Here is a 20,657-nt window from a genome sequence, read left to right as displayed (position 1 = left end):
TGGATCTCCTCAATGATGTCGGGCATGCAGGGGCTGAACCGGCCCTGCGTCGGATGTGTTGATGGCGTCGGCCGGGTGGTCCCAGCCGCCGCCGAGCGCACGGATGAGACCGACGGCGGCGCGCGCGCGTTCGCCTTCGAGCTGCGATGCGACGCGCCGCTGCAGCAGCACGCTGCGGTCGGCGTCGATCACGTCGAGAAAACTGACCGACCCTTCGCGGTACTGGATCTGCGACAACTGCGCCGCGCGCGTCGCCGCCCGCACCGCTTCGTCCTGGGTGCGCGTCTGGTCCGCCAGTATGCGCAGTCCGGCCAGATTGTCCTCGACTTCCCGGAAGGCATTCAGCACGGTCTGCCGATAGTTGGCGACATCTTCCTCCCAGGCGGCGCGGGCGCGCTCCAGACCGGCTTCGCGCGCACCGCCGTCGAAGATGGGCAGCGACAGCATCGTGCCGACCAGCGGACCGAGCAGGAAGCTGCGGCTCGACCACTGGAACAGATTGCCCAGGTCGGACGATTCGTAACCCAGCGCGCCGGTCAGGTTCAGCCGCGGGAACCACGCCGTCTGCGCCACGCCGACCCGCGCATTGGCCGCCGCCATCGCGCGCTCGGCGGCGGCGATGTCAGGGCGGCGTTCCAGCAGCGCCGACGGCAGGCCGGCCGGCACGTTGATGCTGACCTGCTGCAGCGGGCTCGGCGGCAGGCTGAAATCGGCCGGTGCGCGACCGAGCAGCAGCGCCAATGCATGTTCGGCGTTGGCGCGTCGGCGGGCGACGCCGAACGATTCCGACTGCGCCGACGCCAGTTCGGTCTTTGCGCGCGCCAGATCCAGTTCGCTGATGTCGCCCTCGTCGAAGCGCCGCTGCACCAGACGCAGCGCGTCGCTGCGCAACTGCACGGTGCCGGCGTACAGCGACTGTTCTGCATCCAGTTCGCGCAGCAGGAAATAGCCCTGGGCGACGTCGGCCTGCAGCGCGAGCTGCACCGAGCGGAACAGCGCCTCGCGCTGCTGCGCCGTGGCCGATGCGGCATCGACACCGGCGGCGACGCGGCCGAACAGATCGACCTCGTAGCCCACCGTGGCCTGGGCGCGCCACAGTGTCAGCGAACTGGCGTTGCCGTCATCCGGCAGGCCGCGCGAGGCGGGGGAGGCGCGCTGACGGGTCGGGCCGAAGCCCGCGCTCACCTGCGGCGCGCGCAGCGAGCGGGCGTCCTTCAGCAGCGCCCGCGACTGTGCAAGCCGGGCGGCGGCGGCCTTCAGGTCCTGATTCGCGGCCAGCGCCTGTGCTTCGAGCGTGTTCAGCGTGTCGTCGCCGAACACCGTCCACCACTCGCCACGTGCGATCTGTTCGGACGGCTGCGCCGGTTTCCAGTCGGCGTTGCCCGCCGGTCCTCCCTTGAATGCAGCCGGTGTGTCGACCGTCGGGCGCTCGTAGGGCTGCACCACCGAGCAGCCGGCGAGTACCAGCAGGCTGGCCAGCAGCAACGCGGGCGCGCGGGTTCGGGGAATGTAGGTCATGCGTAGGTCTCCCGTTGATCAGTGGGCAGCCTGCGGCGCAAGCGCGGCAGCGGTGTCGGGGGTGTGGCCGGCGTGTGTCAGCCGGCGTCCGCTCAGCGAGCGCAGCAGCACGTAGAACACCGGTGTCAGGAAGAGGCCGAACAGCGTCACGCCGAGCATGCCGGAGAACACCGCCACGCCCATGGCATGACGCATTTCCGAGCCGGCGCCGGTCGAGGTGACCAGCGGCACGACACCCATGATGAAGGCGATCGAGGTCATCAGGATCGGGCGCAGGCGCATGCGGCTGGCGTCGATCGCCGCCTGCACGATGCCGTGGCCGCGCAGTTCCAGTTCGCGCGCGAACTCGACGATCAGGATGGCGTTTTTCGCCGACAGCCCGACCAGCACCATCAGTCCGATCTGCGTGAAGATGTTGTTGTCGCCCGCGGTCAGCCAGACGCCGGTCAGCGCCGCCAGAATGCTCATCGGCACGATCAGGATGACGGCCAGCGGCAGCGTCAGGCTCTCGTACTGCGCGGCGAGCACCAGGAACACCAGCAGCACGCTGATCGGGAAAATCCATACGCCGGCGTTGCCGGCCAGAATCTTCTGATAGGTCAGGTCGGTCCATTCGAACTTGACGCCGCGCGGCAGTGTTTCGGCCGCGATGCGCTCGGCCGCCGCCTGCGCCTGGTCCGACGAATAGCCGGGCGCCGGACCCCCGTTGATGTCGGCCGCGGTGTAGCCGTTGTAGCGCACCACCATTTCCGGGCCGAACGACGGCCTGACGGTGACCAGCGATGACAGCGGCACCATGTCGCCGTTCGTATTGCGCGTCTTCAGCTGCAGGATGTCCTCGGCCTGGGCGCGGAACGGCGCGTCGGCCTGGGCGCGCACCTGATAGACGCGGCCGAAGCGATTGAAGTCGTTCACGTAGAGCGAGCCGAGGTAGATCTGCATGGTGTCGAACACGTCGGTGATCGGCACGCCGAGCTGCTTGGCGCGCACCCGGTCCAGGTCGACGTCGAGTTGCGGCACGTTGATCTGGTAGCTGGAGAAGGTCGGGCCCAGTTCGGGTGCCTTCGCCGCCGCGGCGACAAAGGCCTGCGCGGCAGCGTCCAGTTCGGCGTAGCCGAGGGCGCCGCGGTCCTGGATCTGCAGCTTGAAACCGCCCAGCGTGCCGAGGCCCATCACCGGCGGCGGCGGGAACACCGCGATGTAGGCGTCCTGGATCGCGGCGAACTTCTGGTTCAGCGAGGCAGCGATGGCACCGGCCGACAGGTCCGCACTCTTTCGTTCGTCGAAGGGCTTGAGCGTGGCGAACACGATGCCGGCGCTCGAACTGTTGGTGAAGCCGTTGATCGACAGGCCGGGGAAGGCGACCGCGTTTTCCACGCCCGGCTGGGCCAGCGCGATGTCGCCCATGCGACGGATCACGTCTTCGGTGCGGTCGAGCGAGGCGCCGGACGGCAGTTGCGCGAAGCTGATCAGGTACTGCTTGTCCTGCGCCGGCACGAAGCCGCCGGGCACCAGATACGACAGGCCGACCGTGGTCGCGAGCAGCACGCCATAGACGCCCATGGCGGACGCCTTGCGCGAGATCACGCCCGACACGCCGCGTGAATAGCGGTCTGACGCGCGGCTGAACACGCGGTTGAAGGCGGCGAAGAAGCGGCCGAACAGGCGGTTCATGATGCGCGTGAGCGCGTCCGGTTTCGCGTCGTGACCCTTGAGCAGCAGCGCGGCCAGCGCCGGCGACAGCGTCAGCGAGTTGAAGGCGGAAATCACCGTCGAAATGGCGATGGTCATCGCGAACTGCTTGTAGAACTGGCCGGTCAGGCCGGTCATGAAGGCCAGTGGCACGAATACCGCGACCAGCGTCAGCGCGATGGCGATGATGGGTCCGCTGACTTCCTGCATCGCGCGGTAGGTCGCGTCGCGCGGGCTCAGGCCTTCGCTGATGTTGCGCTCGACGTTCTCGACCACGACGATGGCGTCGTCCACCACGATGCCGATGGCCAGCACCATGCCGAACAGCGACAGCGCATTGATCGAATAGCCGAAGCCGAGCATCAGCGCGAAGGTGCCGACGATAGACACCGGCACCGCCAGCAGCGGAATGATGGAGGCGCGCCAGGTCTGCAGGAACAGGATGACCACCAGCACGACCAGCGCCACCGCTTCAAGCAGCGTGACGATGACCGCCTTGATCGAGGCGCGCACGAACTGCGTCGGGTCATAGACGATGCGGTATTCGAGCGAGGCCGGGAAGTCGGCCGACAGTTCTTCCATGGTCTGGCGCACGCGGTCCGACACGGCCAGCGCGTTGGCGCCGGGCGACTGGAAGATCGGGATGGCGACCGCCGGCTTGTTGTCGAGCAGCGAACGCAGCCCGTACTCCGACGCCGCCAGTTCGATGCGTGCCACGTCGCCCAGGCGCGTGATGCCGCCGTCGGGCGACGACTTCAGGATGATGTCGGCGAACTCGGCTTCGGTCTTCAGCCGGCCCTGCGCATTGATCGACAGTTGCAGCGGCACGTCGCGTGCGCTGGGCGAGCCGCCGATGACGCCGGCCGCGACCTGCACGTTCTGTTCGCGGATCGCGCGCACCGCGTCGCTGGCGGTCAGGCCGCGCTGCGCGACCTTCTGCGGATCGAGCCACACGCGCATGGCGTAGTTGCCGGAGCCGAACAGGCCGACCTCGCCGACACCCTCCAGCCGCGCCAGCCGGTCCTTCACGTTGATGACCGCGTAATTGCGCAGATAGGTCATGTCGTAGCGGTCGTCCGGCGACGTCAGGTGCACCACCATGGTCATGGTCGGCGAGCTCTTGATCGTCGTTACACCCAGCCGCTGCACGTCTTCCGGCAGTCGAGGCAGTGCCTGCGACACGCGGTTCTGCACAAGTTGCTGCGCCTTGTCCGGGTCCATGCCCAGACGGAAGTAGACCGTCAGCGTCAGGTTGCCGTCGCTGTTCGCCTGCGACTGCATGTACAGTATCTGTTCCACGCCGTTGATCGATTCCTCCAGTGGCGAGGCGACGGTTTCGGCGATCACCTTCGGGTTGGCGCCCGGGAACTGTGCGCGCACGACGACCGATGGCGGCACCACTTCCGGGTATTCGGAAATGGGCAGCTGGAACAGCGACAGCGCGCCGGCCAGCAGAATGAGCATCGACAGCACGCCGGCGAAGATCGGACGGTCGATGAAGAATCTGGAAATGTTCATGGTTTCAGGCCTTCACGTTCGGGGTGCGCCGGGCTGGCTGCGCGGGCGCATCGACCAGCACTTCGCGGTTCATCGGCACGGTCTTCGGGCTCACCGTGTCGCCCGGCCGGGTGCGCTGCAGGCCATTGACGACGATGCGTTCGCCGGCACTCAGGCCGCTCTCGACGATGCGCAGGCCGCTCTGGCGCGCGCCCAGCCGCACTTCGCGGTAGGCGGTGCGGTCGTTCTGGTCGAGCACCAGCACGAAGCGCTTGTCCTGGTCGGTGCCGATGGCGCGCTCGTCGATCAGCAGCGCTTCGCGCGGCGCGCCGCCGCCGAGCCGGATGCGTGCGTACAGCCCCGGCAGCAGCAGGCCGTCGGTGTTGTCGAACACGGCGCGCACGCGGATCGTGCCGGACGAGGTGTCGAGCCGGTTATCCACCGACGATACGCGGCCGCGACGCGAATGGCCGTCTTCGTCGGCCAGGCCGAGAAACACGGCGACCGGCTCGCCGCCGGCGGCGCGCGCCGGATTGACGTACTTCAGGAAGCTCTTTTCGTCGACATCGAAGGCGGCATACACCTTGTCCATCGACACCAGCGTGGTCAGCGGCACGGTGCCGGCGCCGGCCGCGACGATGTTGCCGACCGTCACTTCGGCGCGCGAAATGCGGCCCGACACCGGTGCCGTGATGCGCGTGTATTCGAGGTTGAGCCGGGCCGATGTCAGCGCGGCCTGCGCCGCCTGCACCTGGGCGGCCGCTTCGCGCGCGGCATTCTGCTTTTCGTCGAGGTCGCGTCGCGCGATCGCGTTGTCGGCGGCCAGGCGCTGGCCGCGCGCCATGTCGGTCGCGGTGTAGGCCGCGCGCGTTTCGGCCGCCGCAAGCTGGGCCTGCGCGCGTTCGACCTCGGCGGCATACGGGCGCGGGTCGATGGTGAACAGCAGGTCACCCTTGTTAACCCGCGCGCCGTCGCGGAAGTGCACCGCGGTCAGCGTGCCCGACACCAGCGGCCGGATGTCGACCCGATCGACCGCTTCGAGGCGCCCGGAATAGTCCTGCCAGTCGATGATGGTCTGGCGGGTCACTTCAGCCACCTCGACCAGGGTGGCGGGCGGTGCGGCGGTCGTGGTGGCTTCCGGTGTGTCGGCCCGGGCATGCAGCACTGCCGCGCCACCGCCGATCAGGATCAGCGAGGCCGCGAGAAAGGTGAGCGTATGACGGCGGTTCAGGATGGACATGGCTGACCTCATGGAAGGATGGAAGCGGGATGCAAGGGGGATTCAGTGATCATTCGAACCCGGCGAGACGTTCTTGCACCGGCCGAGCCGGCAGCGCATGAACTGGATCGCGCCGGCGAGTACCGGTGGATGGGCGAGCAGGCCGGCGTGCGTCACGCCGGCAAAGCGTTCGACCTGGGTGTGCACACCGGCGGAAATCAGCGCCGCGCCGTACTTTTCGGCTTCGCAGTGCAGCAGGTCGTGTTCAGCCGTGGCGATGTAGGCGGGCGGCAGACCGGCCTGGCGGCGCGATTCAAGCGGCGCGGCATAGGGATGCAGGCGCTGCGACAGCCGCGGCAGGTACTGGCGGTAGCAGTCGGTGCAGTCCGCGACGCTGAGGTCGGACTGCAGCCGCTGCGCGTCGCCGGCGCGCGTCATGCTCGGGTCGAGCATGGGCCCGATCAGCACCTGTACCGCGATGCGGAAGTCCTGCCGGTCGCGCGCCATCAATGCAAGGCTGGCGGCCAGATTGCCGCCGGCGTCATCGCCGGCGGCAACGAGGCGCTCCGGGTCCGCGCCGAGGGTGGCCGCGTGTTCCACCGCCCACAGGGTTGCAGCGTAGGCGTCTTCCGGCGCGGCCGGAAAGGGATGGGCCGGGGCCAGCGCATAGCCGACCGACAGCACCGCAGCGGGCAGTCCGGCGGCGATGAATCGGGCTGCGGCATCGGCGTCGTCGAGCGAACCCGCGACGAAGCCGCCGCCGTGCAGGTAGATCACCAGCGGCAGCCGCACGTCGGAGGCAGGCCGGTAGAGCCGCATCGGGATGCGGCCATTCGGGCCGGCGATGTCCAGGCTGCGCCAGGGCAGGGTGGGCGAACGATCCTTTGCGGTGTTGTGATGCGGGGGGGGCATGCGGTCAGTCCTGTCGGCGGGGCCGGAGTCGAGGCGTGACCGGATTGTCTGTGTTGGCGCTATCTGGATAAATAGCGATAATTCGTTAACACTATTCGCCATTCACGAACAATCGGTCGTCGGCGACGACCTTTTCCAACGGAGTTGCGCCATGGATCGCTTGCAGGCCATGCAGGTATTCACCCGCGTTGTGGATTCCAACAGCTTCACCCGTGCCGCCGACAGCCTCGGCCTGCCGCGCGCCACCGTCACCACGGCGGTACAGAACCTGGAAAATCTGCTGCACGTGCGGCTGCTCAACCGCACCACGCGCCGGATCAGCCTGACGCCCGACGGCGCGGCGTACTACGAGCGCTGTGCGCGCATCCTGGCCGACATCGAAGAGACCGAGGCGTCGTTCCGGGAAGTGTCGCGCGGTCCGAAAGGCCGGCTGCGCATCGACGTGCCGGCGCCGGTCGGCCGGCTGTTCCTGATCCCGCGCCTGTGCGAGTTCCACACCCGCTATCCGGACATCGAACTGGTGATCGGCATGGGCGACCGCCCGGTCGACCTGGTGCGTGAAAGCGTCGATTGCGTCATCCGGGTCGGCGAACTGCAGGACTCGACGCTGGTGGCGCGGCGCATCGGCACGATGGAAACGGTCACCTGCGCAGCGCCCGACTATCTGGAGCGCCATGGGGCACCCGGCTCGCTCGACGACCTGCAGGACCACCGCGCAGTGCATTACTTTTCCAGTCGCACCGGCCGCGTCATCGATCTCGATTTCGTCGTCGATGGCAAGGTGGTCGAGGTCAAGGTGCCGGGCAAGGTGTCGGTGAACGATGCCGACGCCTACGTCGCCTGCGGTCTGCAGGGTTTCGGCGTCATCCAGCCGCCCCGCTTCATGGTGCATGCGCACCTTCAGTCAGGTTCGCTGCGCGAGGTGCTGCCGCAGTGGCAGCCGTCACCGATGCCGATTTCGGTCGTCTATCTGCAGAACCGGCATCTGTCGCCCAAGGTGCGCGCCTTCGTGGACTGGGCCGCTGAACTGTTCAGTCGCTGCCCCATTCTCGGGCGCTGCGATGGCCACAGCACCGAATGCAGCTTTGTCGGCAAGCAGGACGGGCACACGCTGCAAGCCTTGATGGATCAGCCGGAAATGGCCGTTCAGTCCTGAGATCTGGCGGGGTTGTTGCGCGGGTTACACCGGTCAAGTTCGGGGTGGATGGGCCGTTGGAACAGATCTGAATCCGCAACCATCGACTGACCATGACCCGTTCACTTCCGGTTCGGCAAGCAGGTGCCGGCTGCGAGGGCTGCCTCACGCCTGCTGAACATTCCTTCAGCATCGCCTTCGCCTATCAGCCCATCGTCGATATACGCGATCGCAGCATCTTCGCGCACGAGGCGCTGGTGCGCGGTCCGGCCGGCGAAGGTGCGGCGTCGGTGCTCGACAAGGTGGATGACAAGAACCGCTACTGGTTCGACCAGATCTGCCGCCGCACGGCGATCGAGGGCGCAGCGCGTCTTGGCATGTCCGAACTGCTGTCGATCAATTTTCTGCCCAACGCGATCTATCGGCCCGAGGTGTGCATCCGGGCGACGCTCGATGCGGCGCGCGACTTCAACTTTCCGGTCGAACAGATACTGTTCGAAGCAACCGAAGGCGAGCGGGTCGGCGATGCGCGCTGGTTGAGCGAGATCTTCACCGAGTATCAGCGTCTCGGATTCAAGACCGCGATCGATGATTTCGGGGCCGGCTATTCCGGCCTGAACCTGCTTGCACTGTTCCAGCCGGACTACATCAAGATCGACATGGAACTGATCCGCAACATCGACAAGCGTCGCGCCAGCCGCGCCATCGTGCGGGGCGTTTTGCGCACCTGCGAGGAACTGGGCATCAAGGTCATCGCCGAAGGTGTTGAGACCGTGGCGGAGCGCGACGTGCTTATCGATTCCGGCGTGCGGCTCATGCAGGGCTGGTTGTTCGCGAAAGCAGCCTTTGATTCGATCGCCACGGTGGACCCGCTCGCCTGGCCCGATCCGTCACGCGTCCTGCCGCCGCGCAGGCGTGCGTCCGATCACCTCCCGCCTTCATGAACCGCGCTGTCGCCAGACGCGCCGGTGCGCACGCCGCGCTCGACCCGGGTGGCATGTTCGAGCATGCTGCAGCCGGCATCGCGTGGTTCGATGCCGACGATGTGCTGCGCTATGCGAACCGCTGGTTCGAGTCGAGCTACAACGTCCGTGCAGCGGACCATCCGAGTTGGGAAGACATGATGCGCAACTGCCACGCGACGCGGCAGGGCGTGCTGATCAATACTGACGACATCGAGGGCTGGCTGGCCGCGGTGCAGTTGCGCCGGCGCAGCCGGCCGACACGCAGTTTCGAATCCGATCTGACCGACGGGCGCTGGGTGTGGGTGGTCGAAACCGTTGACGAGGGCGGTGGCGTGCTGACGCTGGCCAGCGACATTTCGGACCTGAAACAGCGCGAAGTGGTGCTGCAGCAGAACTACGATCACGCACTGCATGTATCCCGGCGCGACGCGCTGACCGGCCTGTACAACAGGCGTTACGCGTTCGAACATCTGCAGGCGGCGGTCGCGGCATCGCTCACCGGGAACACGACGCTTATTCTGGTCATGATCGATATCGATCATTTCAAGGCCTGCAACGACCTGTACGGTCACGATGTCGGCGACCAGGTGCTGCGCGACTTCGCCGAGCGCCTGCGCAGCGGCATCCGCGCCAGCGATGTGGCGGCGCGCATCGGCGGCGAGGAATTCCTGCTGATCATGCCCGACATGCCCATATCGGGCGTCGCTATGCTGTTGACCCGGCTGCAGGCACCTGAATCCGCATCAACGATGTTGCCGGCATACACCTTTTCCGCAGGTGTGACGGCGGTGCGGCCCGACGACTGTCCTGAGACCTTGTTCCGGCGCACCGACAGGGCGCTCTACACGGCGAAGAACCGCGGGCGTAACCGCTACGTCATCGTCTGACAAAACCGGCAAGTACTAGCACTCGCCAGCCGTTCCTGCCCAGCGACAGTCGTCGCCGCTGTGCTTGGCTCGATACATCGCCTGATCCGCGGCTTCCAGCAGGGCGAGCGCATCTTCGCCGTGAGCCGGATAGACCGCGATGCCGATGCTGGGCAACACCGTGAGGTGACGACCGCCAAGGGTGACGGGCTGGCCGAGCGCGCTGCGAATCTTGAGAGCGACCACGTGGGCATCTTCCGGCTGCGGAATGCCGGGCAGCAGCACGACGAATTCGTCGCCGCCCACGCGCGCCACCGTATCGGCATCGCGCACGCAGCGCTTGAGTCGCTGCGCAGTTTCCTGCAGCAGCTGATCGCCGGTCGCGTGTCCCAGCGTGTCGTTCACTTCCTTGAACCGGTCGAGATCCAGATAGAGCAGGCCAACGTGAGCGTGCTCGCGGCGCGCGGCCGACAGCGCGATGTCGAGGCGGTCACGCAGCAGCGCGCGGTTGGGCAGGCCGGTCAGTTCATCGAACTGGGCCATGCGCTTGAGCTGTGCCAGCAACTGCATGCGTTCGATGGCGGTCGCCACCTGGGTGGACACAAAGTGCAGCAGCGCCATGTCGCGGTCGGTGTAGCCCGCCTCGCCCGGCATGCCCTTGAGCACCAGCGCACCGCTCGTGCGGTGCTCGGTCTTCAGCGGCACGGCCAGCCAGCAGCAGGCGTCGGGTGTGGCGGCGGCGCGCAGTTGCGACTGCCCGGTGCGGACCACTTCGCTGCACAGCGCGTGCGGTGGAGCTGCTCGATGTTCGTCGAGGCTGTAGGGAAAGCTGAGCACACCGTCGCCATCAATGGTGGCGACGAAGAAGTTGTTGGCCGGCACCAGGCTATTGATGATCACGCGGATATGCGCGCACAACGCCGGCAGGTCGCTTGCTGCGTGCGCTGCTTCGGACAGCGCATACAGCGCGGCCTGGGTGGCGTCGGCACGCTTGCGTTCCGTGATGTCGCGCGCCACCGCAATGCGCAGCCGGTCGGATTCCCACCAGCGGGCCGACCACAGGATATGCACGCGCCGGCCGTCCTTGCGCACATAGCTGTTCTCGAAATTCAGCTTGTGCTCGCCCGCCATGATATCGGCGGCCGCCTGCAGCGTGCGCGCGCGATCTTCCGGCGCGACCAGATCGATCATCGATCGGCCGACCATTTCCTCCGGCGTGTAGCCGAATATGCGTTCGCAGGATGCGCTGACGAACACGAAGCAGCCGTGCTCATCGACCACGCATATGGCGTCGGGCAGCAGGTCGAGGAAGGCCCTTTTGGCGAGTATCGGCGGTAATGGCATGTCCCCGAAAATACTACGCATGCCCGGCCCGGCGGGTGAAATTTGATTGCGCGCGGCGGGATCGCCGCCTGACGCTTACCGTGCGATCAACGTTGCGGCACGACGCGCAGGCTGTCCATCAGACGTTCTGCCCCCGGGCGGCCCCGATCAAAATAGCGACCGCGCGGCGCGTGGAACAGCATCAGGTAAAGTCGGTCGCTGATGACGGCACCACGACCGAAGCCCGCGCGTTCCACCTCTTCGCTGCGCGCCGTGTAGAGATACTCGAAGCGGAAACCGGGACTGTCCGACACCGTGTCGGGTGCCAGCGACTGCAGCTGGAACTGGCCACCATTGCCGGCCAGCATGGTTTCCACCAGACCTACCATGTCTTCCGGCGACATGCTGCTGCGAAACAGCGGTGGTTTGGCGTTGCGCGGCGCGAGGTCGTCCAGCGCCACACCATCGGCCACCCCGCTGAAGAACGTCAGCAGATCGATCGGCACACCGTGCTGGGTCCACATTTCGCGATGCCTGGAACCGTAGGGCGTGTAGTGGTTCCAGTCACCGCCGGCCTGCACTTCCATGCTGCCGCGCACCAGTACCGGGGCCGATTCGACCCGCTTGAACTGGCCGCCGCAGCCAGTCAGAAGAAGGGTGAGGCAAAGCAGACAGCGCAGTTTCATGGTACGGGGGTCTCGATATAGCTGCGGATCATCGGCGCATCGGGTGCGTCGGGCCGAAGTTCAAGGTAATTCCGGAACGCGTTGCGCGCACCGTCGGCATCGTTGCGGCTGCGCAGGATCTGGCCACGCAATCGCACGGCTTCCGCCGGCAGCTCGGGCAGACCGTCGGCCTCGCCGAGCGCGGCAAGCGCCTGATCGAAATCGTCATTTCGCGCGCGCGCACGTAATGCTTCTGCCCGCGCGTACAGCAGCTGTCCGTCGCGTCCGTGGTGCGTCATCAGGCGGTCGAACAGGCGCAGGGAACTGTCGGGTACGCGCCGGCGCAATTCGTCCTGCAGCATCTGCAGTCGCAGCGGCGCGATGTGCGCACGGTAGCGTTCGGCATGCACCTCGCCGGGCGCGCCATCGCTGACCAGTGCCTTCGCAGCCGCATTCAGCGTGTCGCGACGTTCGTCGGCGGACGGATGGGTGGCAAACAGCAGCATGCCGCCGCCGTCTTCGCCGGCGTTTTCCTCGATCAACTGCGCCCAGACCCTGGCGGCCTGGCCGGCGTCGTAGCCGGCACGATGCATCAGTTCCAGCCCGATTGCATCCGCTTCGCGCTCGTGGTCGCGCGAAAAGGAATAGACGCTGGCCAGAACGCCCAGTTGCGCCACCTGACCGATGCTGCCGGCACCGGCCGCCCCGAGCGCAAGACCCAGGAACTGTGCGAAACCCGCCTTGGCGCGCGCGTCGCGCAGGCGTTCCAGGCTGTGCCGTTTCAGGTAGTGACCGACCTCGTGCGCCAGCACGGCAGCCAGCTGCGCTTCGTTGGCGGCGCGCAGCAGCAGGCCGCTCCATACCTGCATCATGCCGTTGGGCGCCATGCTGGCGTTGAAGTACGGTGTGCGCACAAGATAGACACGCATGTCGGGGCAGTGATCGCCGGCGAGCCGGCAGGCGATGTCGGACACATAGCGCTGCAGCGCGTCGTCGCCGAGCAGGAAGCGCGAGCGGCGCAGTCGCTCTTCCTCACGGTCCATCAGCGCCCACAGGCCACCTTCGTCGCTGGCCAGATCCGGCCGCGCAAAGCGTGGTGTGTCGGCCACGCCAGCTGCGATGCCGCCGGGCCAGAGCGTCAGCAGTCCGCCGCCGCAGCAGCCGCAGAGCAGATCACGACGTCGCATGTCAGCGCGGAAACTTTTCGAGCAGTGCGCTGATCGATTCTTCCGCCGGTTCGGCTTCGCGCAGGTCGCCGGTGCCACGCAGCAGGCGGTTGAACCACACGATGTCACCGCTGCGCAGATCGACCAGCGAGGCGTAGCCGGTCTGGATGCCGCCCGGCATGGCCACGCTCAGCATGGCGGCCAGCACGATGGCCACTTTGCGCTCGGCGGTGGCGTAACTGTCGCGGATGTAGAGGAAGAGGGCGTAGTCGGCACCGCTGGTGTCGCGCAGCCGCGCGGTGTCGGCGCCAATGTGCCACTCAAGGCGCTTTTCCTTGGTCGGCAGCGCGTAGGGGACGACGTAGTGGTGCAGCGCAATTGCCGTGGCGACCGTGCCGTGCAAGTGATTCAGCGCGACCACATCGGCGTCCTTCAGTTCGGTTTCGAGCAGGGTGACGCCCAGTGACGCTTCTCGCCGCCGGATCGAATCGCGCAGGTGCCTCGTGGCCTGATCGGTCCATTGCGCCTGCGGCTCGGCAACGCCACCGGCGCCAACCGAGAACAACTCGACGTCGAGTGGCATCAGGACGATGCGCGCACTGTCAGGCAGACGGCCGAATTCAGGCGCTGTTGCGGCCTGCGCCCATGCTGGCCGGGCGCCCAGGCACAGCAGGAACATGACAACAATCGAAAGGACAGGGTGCAGAACGGAGCGAACTGAAATACGTAACATCTCGACATGCCAAAGGCGACGATCGGGACGCGAATTCTATGCGAAAAAGATGTGCGGGCGCCGGTTGCCTGTGCTCACGTTGCGCTGCCACCACCTGGCACGACGCGACAGCCCATGATGCGCCAGCTGCCATCTTCCACACGTCCCATGCGGTAGATCGCGACCCACAGTACGCCGTCGGCATCGGACATTTCGACCGCCTGGAACACTTCGTCGTCCTCCAGCTCCGGTTCGAGAAAGCCGACCGAACGCGGCCGGTAAACGACCGGATAGCTCTTGCGCACCATTTCAAGAAAACCCTCCGGCGCCGGGAAGCGCTTGCGGATATCCGGGAAGGCATAGGACAGGGCGCGCGGTCCGTCGTCCGCTGCGAAGGCCGCCAGCTGCGCCTCGATGACGGCGCGCACCGCTTTCGCCTCGGCCGCATCGAATTTGCCCATGTCGCCCGCCTGCGCGGGCAGTGAAAGCATTAGCAGGACGACGAACAGGACATGCGTCAGACGGCGGGACAGGCGCTTCATGGTCGACTCCGTGGCTGGCAGCGCGATCGGGTGGGTGGTCAAGCTAATACGTGCGGCGGACTCCGGCGGATGCATCCGCCCGGGTCCGCTGCGCCCCTTGATCAGCGTAGCGCAGCCAGGCGCCGCTGTCAGCCGTCGGTGTTGATGCGCGCGATCAGCGCGCGCAGCGTGCTGTCGGCTTGCGCATTGTCGACCTGGCAGGTGCCGGCAGCCTGGTGGCCGCCGCCGCCATAGGTCAGCATCAGTTCGCCGACATTGGTGCGGCTGGACCGGTCAAGGATCGATTTTCCGGTGGCGAACACCGTGTTCTGCTTCTGCACGCCCCACATGATGTGGATGGATATGTTGGTGTCCGGGAACAGCGCATAGATCATGAAGCGGTTGGTGGCCCAGATCGTTTCCTCGTTGCGCAGGTCAAGCACGGCAAGATTGCCGTGCTGGCGGGTGCAGCGAAGGATCTGCGCCTTCGCCTTTTCGGCCTGATCGAAGTACAGCTCGACGCGTTCCTGCACGTCGGGCAGTTGCAGGATGTCGCTGATCGTGTGATTCCGGCAGTACTGGATCAGATCCATCATCAGCGCGTAGTTGCTGATGCGGAAATCGCGGAAGCGGCCCAGCCCGGTGCGGGCGTCCATCAGGTAGTTCAGCAGCACCCAGTCTTTCGGGTCGAGAATCTCGTCGCGCGAAAACTGCGCCGCATCGGCCTTGTCCACGGCCTCCATCATGTCCATCGCGATGGTCGGGAAAGCCGCCGGGCCGCCGTAGTATTCGTACACGACGCGCGCAGCGGACGGCGCATCGGCGTGAATGATGTGATTGGATCGCTCACCGGGGTTGCGCAGCGTCTCCGACAGATGATGATCGAATGCGAGGTGGGCGCCAGCGACGTAGGGCAGGTTGGTCGTGATGTCGCGCTCGGTGATGTCGATCTTGCCGTCCTGCATGTCCTTCGGGTGTACAAACTTTATTTCGTCGATCAGGTCCAGCTCGTTCAGCAGCACGGCGCAGACCAGTCCGTCAAAGTCGCTGCGGGTGACAAGGCGGAATTTCTGTGTGCTCATGGGGGTGGCTCCGGTGCGGGATCAGGTTTCGATACCGAGCTTCTACGGCGCCCATTGACGGGTCTTGAACGCGGTCACCCTGGCCCGCACGATATAATCCGCGCCAGTTCCGGCGACATCGGGTTGCCGGACGGCACGCCTCGGCGTGCCAGACCGGCAGTCGGGGTGTCCATGTCGCAAGTTCTTTCCGCTGTGCCGGCGTCGCCCGACGCGGCGCCGCCGTCCAGCACCTTCCTCAAGTTCCGCAAGCGGCTCGAACGCGCGACCGGGCAGGCGATCGCCGATTATTCGATGATCGAGGACGGCGACGTGATCATGGTGTGCATGTCCGGCGGCAAGGATTCGTACACCATGCTGGAGCTGCTGCGCGGCCTGCAGCAGCGCGCGCCGGTGCGCTTCCGCCTGATCGCGTTCAATCTCGACCAGAAGCAGCCGGGCTTTCCCGACCACATCCTGCCGGCCTACTTCGAATCGATTGGCGTCGAATACCGGATCGAAACCGAAGACACGTACAGCATCGTCAAAGACAAGATTCCCGAGGGCAAGACGACCTGCGGCCTGTGCTCACGACTGCGCCGCGGCATCATCTACCGCGTCGCAGGCGAGATGGGCGCGACCAAGATCGCGCTCGGCCACCACCGCGACGACCTGCTGGAAACGCTGTTCCTGAACATGTTCTTCGGCGGCAAGATCAAGTCGATGCCGCCCAAGCTGGTCAGCGACGACGGCCGTCACATCGTCATCCGGCCGCTGGCCTACTGCACCGAGCGCGACATCGAGCGCTTCGCCCGCGTGATGGCCTACCCGATCATTCCGTGCAACCTCTGCGGCTCGCAGGAGAACGCGCAGCGCAAACAGGTGAAGGCCATGCTGCAGGAGTGGGCGCGCCTCTATCCCGGACGCATCGAATCGATGGCGACCGCCCTGCGCAACGTCGTACCGTCGCATCTGGCCGATTCGAAGCTGTTCGATTTCGCAGGCCTGCAGCCGGGCACCGACGTGGGCGAGGGCGACACCGCCTTCGATCCAGTCGAGCTGCCCGCGCGCAGCTGGGTAGATGACGAAGCGGTCGGCGGCATTCCGGTCAGGCTCGATATTGCGGCGAGCGGCGGCTGTGCTTGAGCGCTGGCTGCGCCGCAGCCCGCAGGGTCCGGACAACGCCGAAGTGCGCATCCTGTTCTGCTGCATGGGCAATATCTGTCGCTCGCCGACCGCCGAAGGCGTCGTGCGGGCGAAGCTTGAAGGCGCAGGGCTCGCGGACCGTGTCGAACTGGCTTCGGCGGGCACGCATGCGCACCATGTCGGTAGCCGCACCGATCCGCGTGCACAGGCAGCGGCGGCGGCACGCGGGGTCGATCTGTCGCAAATCCGCGCCCGGCGTGTCACGGTCGAGGATTTCGTCCGCTACGACCGCATTTATGCGATGGACCGCGACAACCTGCGCAATCTGCAGCGCACCTGCCCCGAGGGAGTGCAGCACAAGCTCGCACTGTTCCTGCAGCTCGCCGAGTCCTTCGACGAGGACGAAGTACCCGACCCCTACTACGGCGGGCCGGCCGGCTTCGAACGCGTGCTTGACCTGATCGAGGCTGCCGCCGACGGATTGATCCGTGATCTGTCACAGCAGCTGAAATGAAAGCGGGCGGCCGAAGCCGCCCGCATCGCCGTGCCTGATGGTCTTACTTGTCCAGCAGCGCCTTCAGGTTCGTCAGACCGTCGGTATAGACCTTCCTGATCGTGCTGGTTGCCGTGTCATCGTCCTTGCCGGCCGCCGGGTAGTCTCCCTGGTCGACGCGGAAAAACACCGAACGCCACTCCACTTCGCTTCCGCCATCGGCCGCCGGCTTCACCGTGAGCCACGACTTGTACTTGGTGACCGGCAGCGCACCGCCGTCCTGTGCGGTGTAGATCAAGCTGCGCTCTTCGTCGGAAATCTTTTCCAGCTTTTCGATCACTTCACCGCCGCCCTTCACCTTGAGCGTACGCACAGACCCCACTTCGCTGCCAGCGGTGGCGGTACTGCTTTCGATGGCCGGATGCCAGGCCTGCAACTGGGTGAAGTCCTTCACCTTGGCCCACACCACGTCCGGGCTGGCCTTCAGCGTGACGGTTTCGTTGGCCTTGAGTCGCGACGGGCCGTGGGCGAACACCAGCGTGCTGGCGAGCAGGGTCATCAGTGCAGCAAGGAAACGCATGTGAATCTCTCCTCTGTGAATGTTGTAAAGGCGACGAGTGTCGGTGATAACGGTTTGCGTGACCCGGGAAAAACACCCCGGTAGTAATGCTGTGCCGGCGCCATGAAAAGGGCCCGGTCTGCACCGGGCCCTTTCCTTGCGAACGACTTGACGTGCGAAATTACTCGCCGCGCGTTTCCACCTGTTGCATCGGTTCGCTGGCGATCACCGGCGCCTGACGACGACGGCGCCCCAGCAGGACCGGCTCGGGTTCGATCGGCGCCTGACCTGCACCGCTGCCGGGTTGAGTTTCGACCATGACGAGGCCGCTTGCATCAAGCGACGTCTGCAGATCAACCGGCGCGGCCACGGGTGCCGGCGCAACCTGGATCGGTGACGAACCCATGCTTTCCATGGCACGCACCAGCGTTGATTCGGCGCTGTCGGTCACCGGCGGCGCAACCCGCACGACCGGCACGACCGGCACGACCGGCACGACCGGCACGACCGGCACGTCGGCGACGACCGGGGTGTCGACGACCGGTGCAGCCTGAACGGGTTCGGGGGTGATCTGCTCCACCGCGTCCGCTTCGGCAACCGTCATCACGGCCGGGGCCGGTACTTCGATCTGCACCGGTGCTTCGGCCTGTACGGGCGCTTCCTCGATTACCGCAACCACCGGTTCGGCACTGGCCACGATGTCGGCCGGTGCGTCCTGTACGGCAGCCGGTACAGGCGCCGGTGCGTCCACGACCGGCTCGGCGGCCGCCAACGCCAGCGGTGCCTGCGCCTCCGTCAGATCGACCGGCGCTTCGTTGGCAGCAGTCGTCACCCCCTCGATATCGCCCTCGATGGCGGCGACATCACCGATGGCACCTGCTTCGGCGCCTTCGGGGCGGCGTTCGCCACGTTCGCGGCGACCACCGCGGCGGCGGCGGCTGCGCGGTGCTGCACCTTCGACGCCATCAGTGGGGACGCCGTTTTCCGGCTGTGTCGAATCGGCTCCCAGCGGCAGATCGACCTGCTGCTGCTCGCGCGCATCGTTGGCGGCCCGCTCACGCTGGGCGCGCGGTTCACGCGGCTCGCGCGGTTCGCGCGGCGGCTTCGGCTCGCGCGGGGCGCGTTCGGCCTGGGCGACGTTGCTGTCCTGATCCTGCGTGCGCGGCTCGCGCGGTTTGCGCTGACCCTCGCCACGGCCACCTTCCGGACGGCCCTCACTGCGACCTTCGGTGCGATTCGTCTGCTCGCGACCTTCGCGCGGTTCGCGGCCTTCGCGACCTTCCCGGCCCTCGCGACCTTCCCGGCCCTCGCGACCTTCACGTCGCCCGCGGCTGCGGCCGCCCGAATCACCGGAGCGCGGACCGCGCTCGCGACTACCGGCCGGTTTCGGCTCGGCAACCGGCGCTGCGACGGGTGCAGGCGCCGGATCGGAACCGCGGAACCACGATGCGATCAGGCCGAACAGACCGCGTGGTGCGGGAGCAGGGGCGACAACAGGTGCAACGGCGACCGGCGCCGTCGGCACCGGATCAGCGACCATCGGTGCCGGCTGGTCCGGCGTGAGGTGCTTGATCGCTGCTTCCATGCGCTTCGGGCGTTCGTCGGCCGGAATGGTCGACGGCGGCTGATAGCTTTCGGCCAGCGGATTCACGGCCATCTGGTAGGACGGCGCAACCGTGCCTTCCAGATTCAGCTGGTCGTGGCGCAGGCGGATGATTTCGTGCGCCGGCGTCTCGAGGTGCTTGTTCGGGATCAACACGATGTTGACCTTGTGCCGCAGCTCGATGGCGTTGATGTCGGCGCGCTTTTCGTTCAGCAGGAAGGTGGCGACATCGACCGGGACCTGGGTGTGCACGGCACCGGTGTTTTCCTTCATCGCCTCTTCTTCGAGGATGCGCAGGATGTGCAGCGCGGCGGATTCGGTCGACCGGATGTGGCCGGTACCGCTGCAGCGCGGGCACGGTATGTAGCTGGTTTCGGCCAGTGCCGGGCGCAGCCGCTGACGCGACAGTTCGAGCAGGCCGAAGCGGCTGATCTTGCCCATCTGCACGCGCGCACGGTCGTGATGCAGCGCGTCGCGCAGACGGGTCTCCACCTCGCGCTGGGCGCGCGGGTTTTCCATGTCGATGAAGTCGATGACGATCAGGCCGCCCAGATCGCGCAAACGCAACTGGCGGGCGATTTCGTCGGCCGCTTCGCAATTGGTGCGCAGCGCTGTTTCTTCGATGTCGCTGCCCTTGGTCGAACGACCGGAGTTCACGTCAACCGCCACCAGCGCTTCGGTGTGGTCGATCACGATGGCACCGCCCGACGGCAGGGTGACCTGACGCGAGTAGGCGGATTCGATCTGGTGCTCGATCTGGAAGCGCGAGAACAGCGGCACGTCGTCGCGGTAGCGCTTCACGCGCGCCACGTTGCCGGGCATCACGTGTTCCATGAAGGTGTAGGCCTGGTCGTACACCTCGTCGGTGTCGATCAGGATTTCGCCGATGTCGGGCTGGAAGTAGTCGCGGATCGCGCGGATCACCAGACTGCCTTCCTGATAGATCAGGAAGGCGCCGGTCTGCGATTGCGCCGCACCTTCGATCGCGGTCCACAGCTGCAGCAGGTAGTTCAGGTCCCACTGCAACTCTTCGGCGTTGCGGCCGATGCCGGCGGTGCGGGCGATCAGGCTCATGCCGGCGGGCACTTCGAGCTGATCCATCGTTTCGCGCAGCTCGGCGCGATCGTCACCCTCGACGCGGCGCGACACGCCGCCGCCGCGCGGATTGTTCGGCATCAGCACCAGGTAGCGGCCGGCCAGCGAAATGAAGGTGGTCAGCGCGGCGCCCTTGCTGCCGCGTTCATCCTTGTCGATCTGGACGATCAGTTCCTGGCCGACGTGCAGCGCGTCCTGGATGCGGGCGCGGCCGGGCTCCAGATCAGGTTTGAAATAGACCTTGGAGACTTCCTTGAACGGCAGGAAGCCGTGACGATCAGCACCGTAGTCGACGAAGCACGCTTCGAGACTGGGTTCGATCCGGGTGATGACCGCCTTGTATATATTGCTTTTTCGCTGTTCCTTGCTGGATGACTCGATGTCGAGGTCTACAAGTTTCTGTCCATCAACAATCGCAACGCGCAGTTCTTCTGCCTGCGTCGCGTTGAAGAGCATTCGTTTCATCAACTTCTCCCGCGCGCACCGCACACGGGCAGGACAAACCGCTCGTC

General features: G+C 66.3%; 17 protein-coding genes. 5 read left to right on the top strand and 12 right to left on the bottom strand.

What is annotated here, in order from left to right; genetic code table 11:
* Positions 1-9: 9 nt before the first annotated feature.
* From NMQ14_RS13820 to NMQ14_RS13805, 4 genes are read right to left on the bottom strand one after another with little or no spacing between them, the layout of a single operon-like run.
* Entirely contained in the window at positions 10-1,518 is a 1,509-nt protein-coding gene (locus NMQ14_RS13820; RefSeq protein WP_257097043.1) for an efflux transporter outer membrane subunit, read from the bottom strand.
* Between the two features lie 18 nt (positions 1,519-1,536).
* Positions 1,537-4,728, bottom strand: a complete 3,192-nt coding sequence (locus NMQ14_RS13815) for an efflux RND transporter permease subunit (protein WP_257097041.1) — start codon at positions 4,726-4,728, stop codon at positions 1,537-1,539.
* 4 nt (positions 4,729-4,732) lie between these two features.
* Entirely contained in the window at positions 4,733-5,947 is a 1,215-nt protein-coding gene (locus tag NMQ14_RS13810; protein WP_257097039.1) for an efflux RND transporter periplasmic adaptor subunit, read from the bottom strand.
* A gap of 42 nt (positions 5,948-5,989) precedes the next feature.
* Positions 5,990-6,838: an alpha/beta hydrolase gene (locus NMQ14_RS13805; protein ID WP_257097037.1), complete on the bottom strand. Its 849-nt coding sequence runs from the start codon at positions 6,836-6,838 to the stop codon at positions 5,990-5,992.
* 151 nt (positions 6,839-6,989) lie between these two features.
* On the opposite strand from NMQ14_RS13805, the gene NMQ14_RS13800 reads away from it, so the two are divergent.
* The 3 genes from NMQ14_RS13800 to NMQ14_RS13790 all read left to right on the top strand — a co-directional run bounded on the left by NMQ14_RS13800 (position 6,990) and on the right by NMQ14_RS13790 (position 9,825).
* Complete coding sequence (locus NMQ14_RS13800) at positions 6,990-7,994, top strand: LysR family transcriptional regulator (RefSeq protein ID WP_257097035.1); 1,005 nt, start codon at positions 6,990-6,992, stop codon at positions 7,992-7,994.
* A gap of 92 nt (positions 7,995-8,086) precedes the next feature.
* Positions 8,087-8,917, top strand: a complete 831-nt coding sequence (locus NMQ14_RS13795) for an EAL domain-containing protein (RefSeq protein WP_257097033.1) — start codon at positions 8,087-8,089, stop codon at positions 8,915-8,917.
* A complete protein-coding gene (locus NMQ14_RS13790) occupies positions 8,914-9,825 on the top strand; it encodes a sensor domain-containing diguanylate cyclase (RefSeq protein ID WP_257097032.1) in 912 nt (303 codons plus the stop codon). Before NMQ14_RS13795 ends, NMQ14_RS13790 begins: the two co-directional genes overlap by 4 nt.
* Before the next feature lie 15 nt (positions 9,826-9,840).
* Here NMQ14_RS13790 and NMQ14_RS13785 read toward each other — a convergent pair whose 3' ends face one another.
* The 6 genes from NMQ14_RS13785 to NMQ14_RS13760 all read right to left on the bottom strand — a co-directional run bounded on the left by NMQ14_RS13785 (position 9,841) and on the right by NMQ14_RS13760 (position 15,273).
* Entirely contained in the window at positions 9,841-11,148 is a 1,308-nt protein-coding gene (locus tag NMQ14_RS13785; RefSeq protein WP_257097029.1) for a diguanylate cyclase domain-containing protein, read from the bottom strand.
* Positions 11,149-11,234: 86 nt separating this feature from the next.
* Entirely contained in the window at positions 11,235-11,813 is a 579-nt protein-coding gene (locus NMQ14_RS13780) for a hypothetical protein (protein ID WP_257097027.1), read from the bottom strand.
* A complete protein-coding gene (locus tag NMQ14_RS13775; RefSeq protein WP_257097025.1) occupies positions 11,810-12,979 on the bottom strand; it encodes a M48 family metallopeptidase in 1,170 nt (389 codons plus the stop codon). The genes NMQ14_RS13780 and NMQ14_RS13775 overlap by 4 nt, the downstream gene beginning before the upstream one ends.
* 1 nt (position 12,980) lies before the next feature.
* The gene (locus NMQ14_RS13770) at positions 12,981-13,637 is read right to left on the bottom strand and encodes a hypothetical protein (protein WP_257097023.1); all 657 of its coding nucleotides are present in this window, start codon (positions 13,635-13,637) and stop codon (positions 12,981-12,983) included.
* Between the two features lie 128 nt (positions 13,638-13,765).
* Positions 13,766-14,212: a DUF4864 domain-containing protein gene (locus tag NMQ14_RS13765; RefSeq protein ID WP_257097021.1), complete on the bottom strand. Its 447-nt coding sequence runs from the start codon at positions 14,210-14,212 to the stop codon at positions 13,766-13,768.
* A 128-nt stretch (positions 14,213-14,340) separates the two neighbouring features.
* Positions 14,341-15,273 (bottom strand): exopolyphosphatase, encoded by a 933-nt coding sequence (locus NMQ14_RS13760; protein WP_257097019.1) that lies wholly within the window; start codon positions 15,271-15,273, stop codon positions 14,341-14,343.
* Positions 15,274-15,444: 171 nt separating this feature from the next.
* On the opposite strand from NMQ14_RS13760, the gene ttcA reads away from it, so the two are divergent.
* Complete coding sequence (gene ttcA / locus NMQ14_RS13755; protein WP_257097017.1) at positions 15,445-16,395, top strand: tRNA 2-thiocytidine(32) synthetase TtcA; 951 nt, start codon at positions 15,445-15,447, stop codon at positions 16,393-16,395.
* Positions 16,388-16,909: a low molecular weight protein-tyrosine-phosphatase gene (locus NMQ14_RS13750; protein WP_257097015.1), complete on the top strand. Its 522-nt coding sequence runs from the start codon at positions 16,388-16,390 to the stop codon at positions 16,907-16,909. Before ttcA ends, NMQ14_RS13750 begins: the two co-directional genes overlap by 8 nt.
* A 43-nt stretch (positions 16,910-16,952) precedes the next feature.
* Here the strand turns inward: NMQ14_RS13750 and NMQ14_RS13745 are convergent, their stop codons facing one another.
* Positions 16,953-17,468, bottom strand: a complete 516-nt coding sequence (locus NMQ14_RS13745; RefSeq protein WP_257097013.1) for an SRPBCC family protein — start codon at positions 17,466-17,468, stop codon at positions 16,953-16,955.
* 160 nt (positions 17,469-17,628) lie between these two features.
* Complete coding sequence (locus NMQ14_RS13740; RefSeq protein WP_257097011.1) at positions 17,629-20,610, bottom strand: Rne/Rng family ribonuclease; 2,982 nt, start codon at positions 20,608-20,610, stop codon at positions 17,629-17,631.
* Between the last annotated feature and the right edge of the window lie 47 nt (positions 20,611-20,657).

It is taken from the genome of Methyloversatilis sp. XJ19-13 (genome assembly GCF_024580155.1).
In the GTDB taxonomy this organism is placed as follows: domain Bacteria; phylum Pseudomonadota; class Gammaproteobacteria; order Burkholderiales; family Rhodocyclaceae; genus Methyloversatilis.
The sequence above is the reverse complement of the archived record's forward strand: the minus strand, read 5'-3'. Positions and strand labels throughout refer to the sequence as shown.

What these genes read in the sequence shown, in the direction of transcription:
- NMQ14_RS13820 (WP_257097043.1), bottom strand. Translation starts at nt 1,518, where the DNA reads ATGACCTACATTCCCCGAACCCGCGCGCCCGCGTTGCTGCTGGCCAGC.
- NMQ14_RS13815 (WP_257097041.1), bottom strand. Translation starts at nt 4,728, where the DNA reads ATGAACATTTCCAGATTCTTCATCGACCGTCCGATCTTCGCCGGCGTG.
- NMQ14_RS13810 (WP_257097039.1), bottom strand. Translation starts at nt 5,947, where the DNA reads ATGTCCATCCTGAACCGCCGTCATACGCTCACCTTTCTCGCGGCCTCG.
- NMQ14_RS13805 (WP_257097037.1), bottom strand. Translation starts at nt 6,838, where the DNA reads ATGCCCCCCCCGCATCACAACACCGCAAAGGATCGTTCGCCCACCCTG.
- NMQ14_RS13800 (WP_257097035.1), top strand. Translation starts at nt 6,990, where the DNA reads ATGGATCGCTTGCAGGCCATGCAGGTATTCACCCGCGTTGTGGATTCC.
- NMQ14_RS13795 (WP_257097033.1), top strand. Translation starts at nt 8,087, where the DNA reads ATGACCCGTTCACTTCCGGTTCGGCAAGCAGGTGCCGGCTGCGAGGGC.
- NMQ14_RS13790 (WP_257097032.1), top strand. Translation starts at nt 8,914, where the DNA reads ATGAACCGCGCTGTCGCCAGACGCGCCGGTGCGCACGCCGCGCTCGAC.
- NMQ14_RS13785 (WP_257097029.1), bottom strand. Translation starts at nt 11,148, where the DNA reads ATGCCATTACCGCCGATACTCGCCAAAAGGGCCTTCCTCGACCTGCTG.
- NMQ14_RS13780 (WP_257097027.1), bottom strand. Translation starts at nt 11,813, where the DNA reads ATGAAACTGCGCTGTCTGCTTTGCCTCACCCTTCTTCTGACTGGCTGC.
- NMQ14_RS13775 (WP_257097025.1), bottom strand. Translation starts at nt 12,979, where the DNA reads ATGCGACGTCGTGATCTGCTCTGCGGCTGCTGCGGCGGCGGACTGCTG.
- NMQ14_RS13770 (WP_257097023.1), bottom strand. Translation starts at nt 13,637, where the DNA reads ATGTTCCTGCTGTGCCTGGGCGCCCGGCCAGCATGGGCGCAGGCCGCA.
- NMQ14_RS13765 (WP_257097021.1), bottom strand. Translation starts at nt 14,212, where the DNA reads ATGAAGCGCCTGTCCCGCCGTCTGACGCATGTCCTGTTCGTCGTCCTG.
- NMQ14_RS13760 (WP_257097019.1), bottom strand. Translation starts at nt 15,273, where the DNA reads ATGAGCACACAGAAATTCCGCCTTGTCACCCGCAGCGACTTTGACGGA.
- ttcA (WP_257097017.1), top strand. Translation starts at nt 15,445, where the DNA reads ATGTCGCAAGTTCTTTCCGCTGTGCCGGCGTCGCCCGACGCGGCGCCG.
- NMQ14_RS13745 (WP_257097013.1), bottom strand. Translation starts at nt 17,468, where the DNA reads ATGCGTTTCCTTGCTGCACTGATGACCCTGCTCGCCAGCACGCTGGTG.
- NMQ14_RS13740 (WP_257097011.1), bottom strand. Translation starts at nt 20,610, where the DNA reads ATGAAACGAATGCTCTTCAACGCGACGCAGGCAGAAGAACTGCGCGTT.